The following is a 15,535-nucleotide window of genomic DNA, read 5'->3' as shown; positions in this document are numbered from 1 at the left end:
GGGAAGCGGTCGGGCATCTCCAGACGGCGCTGGGGATGAGCGAGCGGCGCGCGTGTGCTGCTCAGCGCACGGTCTTCACGTACCGATCATACCAGGCGATCGCGCGTTGGCGCACGTCCGCAGACTGTTCCGGTCCCGTTACGCAGTGGCCGGCGTCGGGGTAGATCACCAGGCTCACCGGCACGTTGCGGTCCTTCAGCGCATGCCACCATTCGATCGACTGGGTGGGTGGCACCTCGATATCGCGCTCGCCGACATAGATGAAGGTCGGCGTCTTTGCGCGCTTGGCCTGGTAGATCGCGGACACGTCCTCATACGCCTTCATGTCGTCGTACATCGACTTGCCGAAGAACGGCAGCATCCATTGGTCGATACCGTTGGTGCCGTAATAGCTCACCCAGTTCGACAGACCGGCGCCCGCGACGATGCCCTTGAAGCGATCGGTCTGCGTATTCGCCCACATCGCCATGAAGCCGCCATAGCTGCACCCGCCCAGCCCCAGACGTTTGTCGTCGATCGGTGCGATCCGCTCGACCGCATCAATGCCGGCGAGGATATCGCGCAGGTCGCCACCCCCGAAATCGCGCTTGTTGGCGGCGGTGAACGCTTCGCCCTGCCCGTAGCTGCCGCGAGGATTGGGAAGAAAGACGTAATAGCCGGCCTTGAGCAGCGTAGCGTTCAGCGATGTCTCGGACAGATAGCCAGGCATCGACGCCGCGGAGGGACCACCATGAACGAGCGTGATCATCGGCGCCTTGCTCGCAGATGGGCCCGCAGGTGGGGTCCGAGGCGCGAGCAGCCAGCCCTGCACGTCGTATCCCTCGTTCTTCCAGTTGACGCTGCGCGCGCTCACGAGGGCGGGCGCCGCGTCGTTGTCGTGCGTCACCTGACGCACCGCACCAATCGGTCCCGCATAGATCGCGGGGGCATGCTCATAATCCTGCATCACGGCCGCGGCGATGCGGCCATCGGCGGAGAATACCGCGCGACCGTCACCTGCGCTCAAGCTTGCCGGCTTGGCGAAACCGGGCACGACCGGTTGACCGGGCGTCAGCGTACCAAGCTGGACCTGGTCGCCCGCTAGCGTCACCGTCCGCAGACCGGCCTTGGTCCAGTCGATCGTGGTCACGGTCGACTTCGCGCCCGCGGTGATATTGCGCGGGCTGCCGCCTGCCAGCGGCACGGTGAAGACGTCGCCGCCAATCGAGCCGAAATCGCTCATCAGCCCGCCGATATAGGCCACCGTCCGTCCATCGGGCGACACGCGCGGCTGGTTGAGCTGCGTCGCCGGCTTCGCGATCGAGCGCACCGCGCCGGTCCGCGCATCGATTGCGTCGAGCGTCGCCACCCACCAGTTATTGTCGCCATTGCCGAGCGCGGTCGTCGCGACGAACCCGCTATCGTCCGGCGTCCAGGCATATTCGTAGACATAGCGCCCTGCCGGCGACAGCGGCGTCACCGTCGTGGTCGGTTTCGCAATGTCGAACACCGCGAGGCGTTGCTCGTCGCTCTTCTCGCCGATCTCGCCGATCATCCGTACGCCCGTTTGCGTCGCACCCGATTCCTTGGCGGCGCCCAGCGTCACCAGCAGCGCGATCCGCTTGCCGTCGGGCGATACGCGCGGCGTCTGCGCGATGCCAGCGATCGTGGCGACGGTGCGCGTCGTTCTGGCATCGGCATAGGTTAGTCGCACGGTACCCGCGGTGGCGTCGCGCACCAGAAAGACCAGATCGCCGCCCGGCGTGAAGGTCAGCCCCGAATAGCTGCACGTCGCGCAGGGATCGATCGTCCGCAGCACCCGCCCGTCGGCGACGCTGCGGATCGTCACCACGCCCCGCGCACCGCTGTTCTCGACCGTCGCGATCCGGTCGCCCCCAGGCGAAAGCGCGAGGGCGCCATATTGGCGAATCGACTGTGCCGATGTCGGCGCCGCGGATGCAACGAGGAGAGCGGCAGCAAAGGTCAGGCGCATCGAAAGCTCCGGTAAAGCGGCAATACCCATGACGCTTAACGTGTTACCCAGTCGTCACAAGCCAAGGCGGGGAATTGCCATCAGGAAGGCGGGCGGTGTGCCCGTCGATGCGCTCCGAACTATGGCTTGATCTTTAGCTGTCGAGATGTCGTCAAGTTGGGCCATCGGCTATAGATCCGCAGTCTGCGTGACCTCCAGCATGATCACACGGACGCAGGCGCGAAGCGTTTCCTGGCGCAGCGCGGTGAAGGCGGGCAATACGCCAAACACCTGCTACACGCTTTGCTGCAACGACCGGACCAGCCGCTCATTCGCGCAAAGACCACGAGCGCGGCGAGCAGCGTGACGGTGGGAATGTCGAGCAGCGCCGCACCAGAGATCATTATTGATCAGATTAGCGAGGCGTGCTCGTCGACGCGATCGAGACACGCGACTGGACGCGCTCCTGTCGGGGCAGTTGCGCGCGCGGTATGGGCCAGTCGGAGCAGATCTTTGCCGTGCCGTCTGCTACCAGCGATCCCGTGGGGTCGTGAGCTCGGCGTCGTTGGTTGGATCGCGAAGGAACGGTATGGCACCGACCAAGCTGGCGCTGCGTCGACGTATCGCCGATCGCAGGCGTCAGCTTCGAACGATCCCCTTTGATGGAAGGATTGAAGCTTCTGGACTGTGGCCTCCCTGCCCTGGCGGTCACAGATACACGCGCGCGAGGCGCTCGTGCGTCAGCCGCGGTTCTTCATACAAGTCGCGCAGCGCGCGCAGACGGAACGTGTTCCATCAGCGCTGCCAGCGATGCTCGGCCGCATCGTGGAGCATGTGGCAACGCTGGCACAACGCAGCGAGGTTGGCTGGCATATTGTGCCCCGAATCATGATCGAGATGCGCGCAGGCAAGGACGACATAAGGTGGTACAGACGCTGGCAAGTTCGAAGGGATCGATGACCGCTACCTGTCGGCCCCGCGGCGAGCGCCAGCATCCCGTTTCTGCCTCCCACCAGCGACCATCACCGAGGTGCACGACGAAGCGCCGATGCGGCCGGGCGCAATGTTCACAGCGGGCGCCTGCGCAGCCGAACCGGATCGTGTCCGACAGCTGCGGCCAGTCGATCGAATAAGGCCAGCGGTTTTCAGGGCGGATCGGCATCCCGCTTCTATGAGTCACTGCAGATTCGAAGAAAAGCAAGATGCTCGCGTTTCGTTACCAGCCTGTTCCGGGCATGTTCGTAATGCGGTGCCGCACGCCTTGGAAAAGCGATCAGCCAGCAGATAGGCTAATCCTACACCCCTACATCTCGATTGATTAGAGTGTCAGGATTGGTGCTCGACGTTCCTTACCGTCGGTGAACGGGAGACGTTGAAGTTCGGCTCGATAACCGGGCTCAGGGTAGGAACCAAAATCGGGCGTACGGAATCTGGCGGACGCCCCCAACGAAATCGGCCTAACACCGCCTTGCTTCACTGTGACGTGTCGAACGACCGACATACCGACATGTCGTAAGCTCGAAATGTCGACCTTGCGGCCTGTTGCTGGCTGATTAGGGATCACGTCGGGAATTTAGTCGATGTCCTTCATAGGACGCGGTGAATTTCTACTCGAAAGCACGAACTGGAGTGTGAAGACGCCCCCCCTGCCCCGTGTGACAGGAGATGGGGATGCCAAAAGTTCGTGCTTTCGAGTAGGAATGGCGAATGACACGATCGCCCACCGTAAAGCGCACCAAGGATGGCAAGACGACGCCGTCCAGGATCCCCCAGGGCGAGCTCTTCCTGCTCGACAGTCCTTTGTACGGCGAGATCCGCGGCGAGCGATCGCTGATGGCCTTCCCGTTCTTCGCACTCAGCAAGAATGCGTGGATGAGACCGCTCAGCTATCAGACCGATACCGTGACGATCGAGGTGCGCCCGAGCGCCAGTGGCGTGGCGACGATCTACGACAAGGAGATCGTGCTCTACATCGCCAGCCTCATGGCCGCCAAGCTCGAGGCGGGCGAAGATGTCGCGCAGGATTTCGTGTTTACCGCGCACGATCTGTTCAGCGTGACCGGTAGCAATCACAGCGCGCGCTCCTACGGCCGGCTGTCGGAGGCGCTGGAGCGGCTGCAGGGCACGCAGATCAAGACCAATATCGAGGCTGGTGGCGAAGGCGAGGAAGGCTTTTTCTCATGGTTGTCAGAGGCAAAGCTGCATTATAACAAGACGCGTGCCGGCGAACGGCGGTTGAAGGCGGTCAAGGTACGGCTCTGCGACTGGCTGTTTCGGGCGATCCTGCTCGATAGGCATGTGCTCGACTATGCCGCGGCATATTTTCAACTGGGTCCGATCGAACGGCGGATCTACGAAGTCGCCCGTTCGACCGGTGATGGCGACGGGTTCGAGATCGACCTCGCGACCTTCCGCCTGCAAATCGGCTATCAGAATCCGCTCGCAAACTTCCGTGCGGCATTGCGACAGATTGCCGGTGCCGACACGATTCCGGATTACCGGCTCGAGCTGATCGAGACCGTCAGCGACCCCGACGCGGTCGTCGACACCGTCAAGCGCGGCCGCAAGAGCAACCCGGTCAAGGTCGTGATTACCCGGCGTCCGGCGCTGCTTGCCGAGAGCCCGCCGATCGGTCCGCCGACGGAAACGGCGCGCGAGGTCGTCCGTGAATCCCTGCGCGACTCGATTTCCGAATCACGCCGCGACTCAAATTTGCCCGATTCGAACGAGGCACCATGAATTCATACTCGAAAGCACGAATTTACATCGGAATTGATATCCGAAAGCACGAACATACACAGCAATTCATACTCGAAAGCACGAATGAATGGGTGAATTGATACTCGAAAGCACGAACTTTCGACGCAAAAACTTAAAGTAATTCGTATTTGATACTCGAAAGCACGAACCGTAGGTGCTTTCGCTCCCCAGAATTTGCTGCAAAAAATAGGGAATGTCGGCGCTGATGCTGGCACGACCGAAGATGGAGCGGCTGTGACCCCATAAAGGAAAGCCCGGCACGAGGCCGGGCATCCCAAGCTTAAATGGAGCGACGTCGCCAAACGTCGATCCGGGGTCACTGTCAGACCCCCTCCATATAGCCGGACACGAACTTCGGTTCAAGGATGCGCGTTTCGCGCCACGCCCCTTTTTGCCTTGGTCCCAGCCCCGACAAGGGGATGGAAGATGACGGTTTTTACCCTGGGCCAGGCGACCGCGAAGGCGCTCGGCAAGGCGGGCGCGAGCATGGCCGCGCCCACAGGCTCGCGTGGTGTGGCAGCCACCACCCGCCTAACCGCCCAGTCAGGCGCTGGACGCGCTCGCATGCCGCATCGGACTGGTGCGCTCGTGCTGCGCGACAGCATCGAAGCGGGAACGTTCGAAGAGCTGTTCTTCGCGGTACCGGCTAAGGGCGAGACCGATAAATTGCTGCGGATCGCTCGTCGGACGCTCGATGCAGGCCGCCAGCTGCGCCGCGAGGCCCGCGCCGGCGATCGCGTCCTGACCGCCGCCGAGCGCCGGATCGTCACGCTCACCGCAGCCGCTGTGCGGGTCTATGAGGAGATACTCACACTCGCCCGTCTCAATCGGGGACGTGTCTTCCCCAGTTACGACCATCTCTCCATGACGACGAGCCTTGGTCGGGCGACCATCGCTCGCGCGCTCCATATCCTTGAAGATATCGGTTTTCTCGTCCGTCAGCGCCGGTTCAAGCGCGTCGATGCGGACGGGCCGGGACCGCGCTATCGACAGACTTCCAACGCGTACCGCCCTACCCTGCCGCAGCGGGTGCTGGGCTTCATGCCACGCTGGATGCGTCCGGCCCCCCTGCCCGATGACGTGGTACAGCGAGAGATCGACCGCACCGGCGAGGTTGCGGCGATGGTTGCGGGGCTGTCGTGCCACGAGCTCGCCACAGCGACGGTCGGCGGGCAATTGGGCAAAATGCTTGCCAAGCTGGGCGCGGGTATCGATCGTCTCGAGCGCGAGTCTCAAAACAATCCGCAACCACTACCAAATTAATATGATTACTTTACTATCGAGCCGACCTAACCGGTCAGCGCACCAGCCTGACGACACCGGAAGTGACAAACGAACACAATCCAACAAATCGCAAAAAGGCATTCCGAATGCCGGCTACGCCGTCATATGCTCCCTAACTGGAGCAAGCGGCCGGCGATGCGTTTTATCCGACGCGACATCTACAGGTCGAACCGTCAACGGACGGGGCGGCTGGTTTGATGTCGTCTCATGCCATCAAGCCTCTCTCGGCTGTTGCCTCGTCACTATGTAGGGTCAGAACTCATTGGTGTGAGACGTGCAATCTGATGGGGTGGACGCCCCCCGACTGCATCGATGTGCAATAGTGGAGGTGTTGAGCACCACTGAGGGAGGCGTACGTGACAGAGGTTACCACAATCGGTCTTGATATCGCTAAGCAGGTTTTTCACGCGCATGGTGCCGACGCAGCCGGCCGGGCGATGTTCAGCCGCAGGATCACGCTGTGGCAAGTTGCTCGACTTTTTTGGGGCGCAGCCACGCTGTCTGGTGGCACTGGAGGCATGTGGCGGCGCGCATCACTGGGCCCGCGAACTGACGGCGATGGGCCATGAGGTGCACTTGATCCCGCCAGCGTACGTGAAACCGTATGTGAAGCGACATAAAAACGATGCGGTGGATGCTGAGGCGATGTGCGAGGCAGCTCAGCGACGGAGCATGAGGTTCGTGGCGGTGAAGACCGAGGCACAGCAGGCGGCCGCGCTGGTGTTCCGCACGCGCGATCTCGCAGTGAAGCAGCGCACTCAGCTCGGGAACGCGCTTCGCGGACATCTGGCTGAATATGGCTGGGTCGCTCCGAAGGGCGCCGCCCACCTCGCGATGCTGGCGGATCTGCTCGATGACGGCGAGATCGGGGAAACGCTGCCCAAGGCGGCGCGACCGATGTTCGCAATGATGGTCGACATGCTGGCCGAACTCGACAAGCGAATAGCGGTCCTCGACAAGGAGATTGCGCGTCGTGCTCGCGAGGACGAGGTAGCGCGCCGGCTGATGACCATTCCCGGCAATGGTCCGATTACCGCCACGGCCATTGCGGCGATAGCTCCTCCCGCTGAAACCTTCGCCAAGGGGCGCGACTTCGCCGCCTAGTTGGGGTTAGTGCCAAAACAGATGTCGACCGGTGGCAAGCAGAAGCTCGGCGCGATCTCGCGCATGGGAGAACGAACGCTGCGGCGTCTGCTCATCATCGGTAGCGGCGCGGTTGTGCTTCAGGCGAGCAAGCGCGGAGCACCGACGGGCTCATGGCTCGAAAGCATGCTCGCGCGAAAACCGCGTATGCTGGTTACGGTCGCGCTCGCCAACAAGATGACGCGCACCGTTTGGGCATTGCTGATCAAGCAAGAGGATTACAGAGCTCCGGTCGCGGCTGCGGCGTAAGCCAAGGCGGGCTAGAGGCGTCGGAGGGCGCAGTCGGACGAAGGAAGGTATGGCACAACAGTCGGCGAGACGGGGCCGGAAGAACCAGACTGAATCAGTGTGCTTCGAGCACGTTAATCTGATGTGGTTCCGGTCCGCGAACTCCCATACGGGCCAGAAGCTTACGCTGCATTACAGGCCGGACAGATGGCAGCATCCGACTACGTGTCAGAACTTCCAAACTCCGCTTGCAACCGAAGAGGCGTCCACAGATGATTCAGGCTCCGTGAGGGGACTGAGGATGAGCGACCTGTACGGGTTGGCGGAGGAGCAGATGGCGCGCCTGCGGCCATATTTCCCAACGAGCCATGGCAAGCCGTGAATTGACGACCGGCGGGTATTGAGCGGCATCGTTTTCGTGAACCGCAATGGCTGCGCTAGCGTGATGCACCCAGCACTACGGCCAGCAAAAAGCCTGTCCTGAGCCTGTCGAAGGGCCGCTCTACAATCGCTGAAAACGGTGGGGCGTGACGGGTGGCGGATTCGCGCGCTCTCGCCCGCGGCGAGAGCGGCGGCTAGCTGGTGTTGACGTGCGAGGCGATGCTTACCGGGCGCTCGCCGCGCTGACCGTCCAGGAGCGGTCGAACAGCGGCGACGTCCAGCTGACGTGGGACGGCAGCTACGAGATCGCGGACGCCCAACTCGGGCTAAAGGGGGCGCTACTCGCCTACTTCGACCGTGCGCTCGAGACCGAGATCTCCGCGCGCATCATGGCCCGGGGGATGCCCGAGAATTGGTTCGCTGGCGATAAGGTCGGGCGGCATAAGTTCGCACGCTACGTGCCTGCCAGGGCGTCGCAACCTCGCAGCAGTTCACCTCGGCGCGACGGATCATCAACGGGATTGATCGCGCCGAAAAAGTGGTAGGGTTGGCGATGTCGTTTCAGGAGGCGCTAATCGCGGGAGGCTGGCGATGAATCAGTGCGCGCGGCATCGACCGAAGGGCGGTCATTCCGCCGCTCCCGATGAGCTACGGGCGCCGATGTCAGTGAAAGAGGCTCAAAGCCGTTCCCATTGAAGAGATATACTTGGGACGCGGACGATAACCCTATGTGGGGCGTCCAAACTTTCACATCGCTGCCAAACATAGTCACCCCCCACAGAGAACTTTTCCCTACGCTTTCGCCCGACAAATCGCGCTGTCGTTTCTTTACCATCCATTGAAGTCGCGAACTGCGCGAACTGCGCGAACTGCGCCTTTGCCTGACCGGCCCAAACGCCCCCGCCTGAGGATCAGGCAGAATCTTCGAAAAGATCGCTATGAACAAATTGCTGTCCACGGCGCTATGCGCGCCGTCGATGCTCGCTAGCTGCGCGACGATCTCGACCGGGCAAGCTGCGCATATCGGATCCGCGATCGATCGAGCTCAGGCCGCTTATGACCGGATCGCGTCGACGGCCGAACTCGTGCTTCCGTTCCTGTCTCCGGAACGCAGCGCGCGTGCGCTTGGCGACGTCGCTGGCGGAACGCGGTCTACTGGCAGCGCGGTATGCAGCAACGGCAGCGGAGCAACTGGCGGCGTTGAAGCAGGCAGAGGCCGTAACAGCCACAATCAAGGCGACGTCCGGGAGCTGATCTGGGATGCGTCGCGGCAGGGAGGCGCCCTGGGAAAGCTCAACCTGCCGCGACAACTAAGCGATAAATTAAACTAAAACGATATGCAATGTCGCGACGAATGCGTGTGATGAGCACGTTAAAGGACCATCCGTCGCGACTGATTCCATTAACGCGTAACTGTTGATTTTGTCGCAAGAAAATCGTTTTGGCCAAGCATGTAAGCCGTCCACAGCCAGTTCGGGTGTTGGTGGCCAATCGTTATTACGACCCAATTTGTTTTATGGCCTTAACTGCCCGGTTAATTTGGCGGCAGGTTTCAACTGCCTGATCGTCGTTCAGGACGTCGCTTACGCCCGACACTGCAGGCCTGCGGGCTACCGATTTTAACATCAAACGACCTTATGGCTCCACAGCAGAAGCATTGGTTCGCTTCATCTCCAGCGGCGTTCAAGCTTCGCAATTCCGCGATCGACCATTTCTATGGATTCGCGATTGTAAGATCGGTCGTCATCGTTTTCGGCAATTTTCAGGGCCCGCAGTGCCCGTTCTCGGCACCCTCGAAGATAGTCGAAGCGCGCCCGATCGCAGGCAGGCAATCGTTCCCGTCGTTCCGCTGCGGCAGCGTGCCCCGGTGTCGGATATCGTGCATCAAATTTGGCGATATCCATCAGCCGACTAATTTCCCTGAACCGCTTTGAGCCTCACTCTTGATCATCACCGCATCGACGAGGGTCGGTGAGGCCAGGCCGACGGTCTAATTGCTATGGCATAAGTAAGCTTATTGTGCAATAATTGGACTCTGTTCCGGCTAAGGGCGAAATGACACCCTAAGCAGTCGGTTGGTGCTGAGCCATCCTCCGGTTCTGAAGCCGAGACATAGCGATATTGAACCACCCCGGGTCTACCGGAGGCGTACGCAAGACTACTGATCCGGTGCTGTTTAGCACGTAGGTCAGCAATCCCGTCAAGCGCTTCGAGCGACAGGAACTCTGCGGTCGACTCAAGCAGGAATTCAAGTTCTGAGAACGGTCAGTCAAAGAGAGGGGCCGGCAACAACACCCGTAATTATTACCAACAGATGTTAATTTGATATCGAGAACATAGGTTTTTGCATCGAATTATGTTATCAGAACGACTTGTTTACAGAGGCTTGAATTAACTGTTTGAAGCTTATTAATCAATATTTAAATTTGTTGCATTATGGTAGATTAATTCAAGGCAAAGTTTAATACCGTTATCATCATATAGAGTGCACGCGATCCCGCCTTGCATTTGGTGGGATCGATCATGAGCATAGCCAACATCAGTCCGCTCGTTTGCATGGTCGACAAACTTGCGCTCCACGCACCTATCTCGGTGGAAGATCGGGGCAGCCTGCTCGAACTACCGTACGCGTCACGCTTTTTCGAAGCCGGCAGTTATTTGCTTCGAGACGGCGATACGCCTGACCATTGCGGCATGTTGGTTTCGGGTCTCGCCTTCCGCCATAAAATCAGCGTGGAAGGCCTACGCCAGATCGTCTCGATCCATATCCCCGGCGAGATCTACGATCTGCAACAGCTGCACCTCGCCACTGCAGACAATAATGTGCAGGCCCTGACACGGTGTGAGGTCGTGACAATACCCCACAAGGCGCTGCGCCAGCTCGCGGCGGAACGCCCCTCGGTCGCACACGCGCTCATTGTGACAACGATCGTGGAGTTATCGATGTCGCGGGAATGGTTGCTTGGTATCGGACGTCGCGACGCGCGCACGCGCCTGGCCCATTTGCTGTGCGAATTCGCTTTCAGGCTCGACAAACACGGCCTGCCGCCCGGTCAGGCATACGAACTGCCGATGACGCAGGAGCAACTCGCCGATACCCTTGGTTTGACCGCCGTACATGTCAACAGGATCTTGAAAGGTCTTGTGAACGATAGCCTGATTGTTCACAGCAGACGCGGCGTGACTATTCCGGATTGGGAAGTGTTGGTAGCGGAAGGGGGCTTCAACAGCCGATATCTACACATGAACCCATCGGATGCGACAGTGCGGCCACCTGACCATGCGTAGGAGATCGAGGGTTTCTTGTCGACGAAGGCTTCTAGCAAACGTGCTGGTACCATCGGGTAGGTCACGGTGTCCTTGAAGACCGCGCCGGAGCTCAGCACATCTCCCGGTCCTGATCGCCGCAACGCGCCGGCGAAATGGTCGCCACTCGAAGCGGCGCTGCGCAGATCAACCGATCTGAACAAGGCTGTAGCTGCAGTCTGGCTGACCTTGATGTGGAGCGCAGTCCTGGTCGTGGATGATGCGACAGGACCACATCTCTCTCTGAACGCTGTATATCTGGTGCCCCTGTGTTTTACCGTATGGTGCCTTGGCAGGATTGCCGGTCTCGTATTCGGCCTCATCGTGGTCGCCATAACCCTGCAGCTCAACGGCTTTGGTGATGGCCTAACCGCGCAGGCCTCGACCGTTTCAACGTCGACCGCCGCCTGGAATGTTGGCGTAAGGGTCTTCGGCGTGATGTTTATCATTCTGTTCGTCGGAGCTTTCCGCCGAACCTTCGATCAGGAGCGGGCAAACGCCCAGATCGACCCCCTGACCGGGCTAGGTAATCGTCGGGCGTTCAAAAGGGAGTGCAGCAGCCTGGAACTGGCTAGTGCACGGGATAATCGGATACTCCTGTGTGGGCTGATCGATGTGGACGATTTCAAGTCGATCAACGACCGCTATGGCCACGCCGCAGGAGACGATGTTCTGAGTATCGTGGCAGATGCCCTTCTCTCGGCCGTCCGGCCCTATGACGTGACCGCCCGCCTGGGCGGCGACGAATTTGCATTCTGCCTTGCCGTTCGCGACACGGTATCCGCAGAAAGGAAAAGCCGTAAAATCCACGACGCCGTCATGGCTGCGCTCAGTCAGGCAGATTATGGCGCTACCTGCAGTTTGGGAGCGGCGACAGGCGTAGACGTGGCGGAGACACTGCGCGTAGCCGATCAAACCATGTACCGCGCCAAAGACGCCGGAAAGAGCAAATGGGCTTTTGAAGTGGGCCCACTAAGAGAGATGTGAACTCGGGCGCCAGCGCGTCGTCAGAACGCGCCCAGAACGCAACGCCCTGCAGATAGACTTCTTATCGCTGCGACAGACCGACTTTTAACGGCAGAAAAATTAGACTTGTCCTGCCCCGGATTCTGACGGACAGCTAAGACCTCAAATGTCATGGCCTGAAGGTTCAAAAAGCATGGCCAATATACTGGCAGCGCCGTTGCATAGGCTCAACACCGTCTGCATCTCTGCTGCATCGATCAGCGTATCTGTTGCAGCAACAGATCGGTACACCCCAATGTTCACATCAGAGACCTGTACAGTACCTGCTCTCGCGGATGGCGTTCGGTACATTCTTGTCGTGACGCGGCAGGCCGTCGAGACAGCGGCCGGTAGAATTCTCGATGATCTGGAGTTTCATGCTTGGGTCGTCGAGAACGATGAACGCATCCGATCAATAGGTGATCACGTTCGACCAAAACCTACCGCCAAGGGGGCCCGCGTATATATCAAAAGTCACCACTTCACCTGAATGCCTTGAGGGCATCTGGATTCGCTATCAGCTAAGCAGCAACAGTGCCTGGACCATTGAAAATGATCCGGATCGAATCTACTTGCCCCCTCCCCGGACAAAAAATGAGATTTTGATGAGCGATGACATCAGCGCAGTTGAGCTGGCTGCCGAACTGACCGCCGCGTGGCTGGCAAATCCAAACACCCGAACCAGCGCGGATGACGTCCCTGCGTTTCTGATTTCGATGCATGCAGCTGTAGCGCAATTGTCGGGTACAGCGGCTCCGGCAACAGCCGAAGAGCCGACGCAAACCTTCGAGCCTGCCGTCACAGCGCGCAAATCGCTCTCGTCGCCAGATCACATCATATCGATGATCGATGGCAAGCCGTACAAGACACTCCGTCGCCATCTCTCGACCAATGGACTGACCCCCGAGGAATACCGCGCGCGCTATAACCTCAAATCAGATTATCCGATGGTAGCGCCGTCTTATTCGGAGGCGCGTCGGACCATGGCAAAATCCATCGGCCTTGGTCGCAAGCCTGGCCAGACCGTGCAAATGCCCGCTGACGAGGCCACGGCTGCGCGGAAGCCGCGTGCCCCCAAGGTTGCCGAAGAGGCTTGAACCCAAACCAGGGGAGGCGCGATCGCCTCCCCTCACTATCTCGATCGCTATTACAGTTTAAAGCAATGGTGGCACTAAACCGCCTTTTCAGCGGTTCCGGTAATTTGCTGTCAGGCAGCATTTCGCGCAAATGGCCATGCACCACCTGCTTGTTAAACGGCTTGGCAACAAACGGGGCCTTTTCGGGCATCTCTCCCGCCTTGGGTAGAACTTTATATCGCGCGCGACATGGGCGTGATCCAGCTCCGCAACCCCGGCCTCAGCATGGCCGACGCGATGACCGCGACGACACGCGAGGATTAGGAACTCAAGTACAAGCTCGCCAGTCAGGTCGAGCGCTACAAGTATGCCGACCCTCTTGAGGAGATCGTCCGGCGCTCCCTTGAACGGGGCCGCGACCAGGAGCCATTCGATCGACGCATGTCGGTACGGGACGCGGCGCACGAAATCGCCGTTGTCGAGCCGATCGCCCACAAGCAGGCCGAACGGAACGTCGAGGATATCCAACCCGATAATCCGAATATCCGACATGGTACTTCTCCTCCATTCGAACTGAGCAGATTAACTCCGAATCCGCCGTGGGTGGAGTGCCGTCCACGGCATCAGTTGCGGACGCTCCGGCTTCGCGGCATCTTCCCATGTGCGAGCATGGGTTCATTCGCCGATTTGGGGAATGACAAGCTGCCTATTTGCAATTGAAGGTGCCGCGGTTGAAACGTTGAAACGGTCATCCGCGAATACCTAAGCTTGTCGGACGCACTGGCGTGCGAGCTTGCTCAGGCGACAGTATTCAACAGGCGTGATACCGGCAGAAGCCTCTGCATGGATCTTGGTGTTGGCGTCGATGGGCCTAAGGTAGTCAAACCCGCTCGATCAATGAACCGTCAGCAGACCTTGGTTAAAGGCGTTTCAACGTCCGGTCTTCCCCGTTAGGCTGGAATGGAGGTCAGGTTTAGCCGACAGTCCGAGCGGGACGTTCCGCTTCGCGCGCCGTCGTTACGCAGCGAGTATGAAGTCCTTTGTCGGACATTGAATGCTTGGAGCCGTTTAATCGTAAGGTTGCCCAGATAATTTATCGGCACAATCGGTTGATATACGTACACTACTTCGGCGACCATGACAGCGGTACCGGTCGAAGCAGAGATCAAGTTTGTTGATGGACCCATGCCCGATATGAGTGACTTAGTCTCTACGGCCCCATGATCGTCATTCACGGTGCTGCCAATATCGGTAACCGCCGCCCCATTAACGTCGAGCGGAAATCCGTAGCTTGATACAACTTTTAGTGCGCCTGCGCATCTCTGCCAACGAACCCACTGCCGGTAGCCATTCGGGTTAGTAGAGGAGGTGCTTCCTGCTCCACCGGTAACATTGGTTCTCTGCTCAAGGTCCGACAGGATTATCCGTCCGTTTGCTGCAAAGCCAATAGGCTCGCCGATCTTCTTGGCACCGACCATAAGTTCGTTGATGTCGGCCTCGTCAATCGAGGTTCGGACTCTCCCAGCGTTGTCAGCGACCGTCATCGCGATCTGTGAAATCCGCAGATTAGCGCTAACGTAGTTTGCGAGTTCAAGTCCGCCCAACCCTAGGAGAAGCAGGACCGGGGTAACGATGGCAAACTCAATGAGCGCAAGCCCGCGATTATCGTGAACGACACGAGCTAAGTTTCTCGGCAGTTCGGACATTAAGAACATATCACTGCAGGATCGGCCTGGGATGCGTAAGGCTGGTTCTTCATCATAGCGGTAGCGGTGACCGTCTCGGTCGCCGACCAGCCTAGCAATTTCCGCATCGGAACAATTTCCGGATATGTGACGGTAGCGGTGTAGTAGACGATGTCGTCAGACCCGCCGGTTCCGTTCAGGCCTGAGTCGGCGTCCCAAACACCGTTGCCATTCTCATCTTCGAAGCAGTCGCCCTTGTTGTAAACGCCGATAGGCGCTGTATCGGTCGTTATTGGTTCCGGCTTACCGACTTTGGAGAATGCGTCATAGCTGGATGGTACGACGTTGACCGTTGCACCGGGTAGAATAGCTCTGATTTGCGATGTTATCGACGCCTTGATCGTTGCGACAGTCGTCGTCGTTCCTACGGTAACTTGCCTCGCAGACTGATCTATCGCGCCGGCGAGCTGAATGCTGATGTATTGGCGAAAGCCGAGACCAAGCATTGCCATCATCATGATGATGAGCGGCATCGCTACGATGGCAAATTCCACCAAGGTCGCGCCACGCTCATCCTGGCGTAGATTCTTGAAACCGCGTATTCTGAACGTCATCACTGTGCACGTTCCGACGTCCAGGCCCATGCCATGGACGGTACGCGTATCACGCCATGGCCGCGGATAGTCTTGGTACCAATGCATGGCCGGAGGGGGCAA

Annotated in this window: 12 protein-coding genes and 2 pseudogenes; 9 read left to right on the top strand and 5 right to left on the bottom strand. The window is 59.4% G+C overall.

What is annotated here, in order from left to right:
* Nucleotides 1–61 precede the first annotated feature (61 nt).
* On the bottom strand, nucleotides 62–1,972 hold the full coding sequence (locus IFT67_RS16885) for a S9 family peptidase (protein WP_192239323.1): 1,911 nt from the start codon (nucleotides 1,970–1,972) through the stop codon (nucleotides 62–64).
* 1,686 nt (nucleotides 1,973–3,658) lie between these two features.
* On the opposite strand from IFT67_RS16885, the gene IFT67_RS16880 reads away from it, so the two are divergent.
* The 6 genes and pseudogenes from IFT67_RS16880 (at nucleotide 3,659) to IFT67_RS16855 (ending at nucleotide 9,078) form a co-directional block, all read left to right on the top strand.
* Nucleotides 3,659–4,690, top strand: a complete 1,032-nt coding sequence (locus IFT67_RS16880) for a replication initiator protein A (RefSeq protein ID WP_192239322.1) — start codon at nucleotides 3,659–3,661, stop codon at nucleotides 4,688–4,690.
* 447 nt (nucleotides 4,691–5,137) lie between these two features.
* Nucleotides 5,138–5,974 (top strand): helix-turn-helix domain-containing protein, encoded by an 837-nt coding sequence (locus IFT67_RS16875; protein ID WP_192239321.1) that lies wholly within the window; start codon nucleotides 5,138–5,140, stop codon nucleotides 5,972–5,974.
* 377 nt (nucleotides 5,975–6,351) lie between these two features.
* Nucleotides 6,352–7,387: pseudogene (locus IFT67_RS16870) on the top strand (IS110 family RNA-guided transposase).
* Between the two features lie 280 nt (nucleotides 7,388–7,667).
* Nucleotides 7,668–7,745, top strand: a pseudogene (locus IFT67_RS16865) (IS5 family transposase); the annotation flags it as partial.
* 211 nt (nucleotides 7,746–7,956) lie between these two features.
* The gene (locus IFT67_RS16860) at nucleotides 7,957–8,292 is read left to right on the top strand and encodes a hypothetical protein (protein WP_192239320.1); all 336 of its coding nucleotides are present in this window, start codon (nucleotides 7,957–7,959) and stop codon (nucleotides 8,290–8,292) included.
* A gap of 393 nt (nucleotides 8,293–8,685) precedes the next feature.
* Nucleotides 8,686–9,078 carry a hypothetical protein gene (locus tag IFT67_RS16855; protein ID WP_192239319.1) on the top strand — a complete coding sequence of 131 codons (393 nt, stop codon included), beginning with the start codon at nucleotides 8,686–8,688 and terminating at the stop codon, nucleotides 9,076–9,078.
* A gap of 336 nt (nucleotides 9,079–9,414) precedes the next feature.
* On the opposite strand, the gene IFT67_RS16850 is transcribed toward IFT67_RS16855, so the two are convergent.
* Nucleotides 9,415–9,651, bottom strand: a complete 237-nt coding sequence (locus IFT67_RS16850) for a hypothetical protein (protein WP_192239318.1) — start codon at nucleotides 9,649–9,651, stop codon at nucleotides 9,415–9,417.
* A gap of 619 nt (nucleotides 9,652–10,270) precedes the next feature.
* Here IFT67_RS16850 and IFT67_RS16845 point away from each other — a divergent pair.
* From IFT67_RS16845 to IFT67_RS16835, 3 genes are all read left to right on the top strand, one after another.
* Nucleotides 10,271–11,035: a Crp/Fnr family transcriptional regulator gene (locus IFT67_RS16845; RefSeq protein ID WP_192239317.1), complete on the top strand. Its 765-nt coding sequence runs from the start codon at nucleotides 10,271–10,273 to the stop codon at nucleotides 11,033–11,035.
* 72 nt (nucleotides 11,036–11,107) lie between these two features.
* On the top strand, nucleotides 11,108–12,040 hold the full coding sequence (locus IFT67_RS16840) for a GGDEF domain-containing protein (RefSeq protein WP_192239316.1): 933 nt from the start codon (nucleotides 11,108–11,110) through the stop codon (nucleotides 12,038–12,040).
* A gap of 623 nt (nucleotides 12,041–12,663) precedes the next feature.
* Nucleotides 12,664–13,155: a Ros/MucR family transcriptional regulator gene (locus tag IFT67_RS16835; protein ID WP_192239315.1), complete on the top strand. Its 492-nt coding sequence runs from the start codon at nucleotides 12,664–12,666 to the stop codon at nucleotides 13,153–13,155.
* Between the two features lie 87 nt (nucleotides 13,156–13,242).
* Here the strand turns inward: IFT67_RS16835 and IFT67_RS16830 are convergent, their stop codons facing one another.
* From IFT67_RS16830 to IFT67_RS16820, 3 genes are all read right to left on the bottom strand, one after another.
* Nucleotides 13,243–13,686 (bottom strand): hypothetical protein, encoded by a 444-nt coding sequence (locus tag IFT67_RS16830; protein ID WP_192239314.1) that lies wholly within the window; start codon nucleotides 13,684–13,686, stop codon nucleotides 13,243–13,245.
* Nucleotides 13,687–14,084: 398 nt separating this feature from the next.
* Nucleotides 14,085–14,840, bottom strand: coding sequence for a TadE/TadG family type IV pilus assembly protein (locus IFT67_RS16825; protein WP_192239369.1), 756 nt, complete (start codon nucleotides 14,838–14,840; stop codon nucleotides 14,085–14,087).
* On the bottom strand, nucleotides 14,840–15,463 hold the full coding sequence (locus IFT67_RS16820; RefSeq protein ID WP_192239313.1) for a TadE/TadG family type IV pilus assembly protein: 624 nt from the start codon (nucleotides 15,461–15,463) through the stop codon (nucleotides 14,840–14,842). Before IFT67_RS16820 ends, IFT67_RS16825 begins: the two co-directional genes overlap by 1 nt.
* Nucleotides 15,464–15,535 lie beyond the last annotated feature (72 nt).

The organism is Sphingomonas sp. CFBP 13728 (genome assembly GCF_014841895.1).
GTDB lineage: Bacteria > Pseudomonadota > Alphaproteobacteria > Sphingomonadales > Sphingomonadaceae > Sphingomonas.
This window is presented reverse-complemented; position numbering and strand designations above follow the sequence as displayed.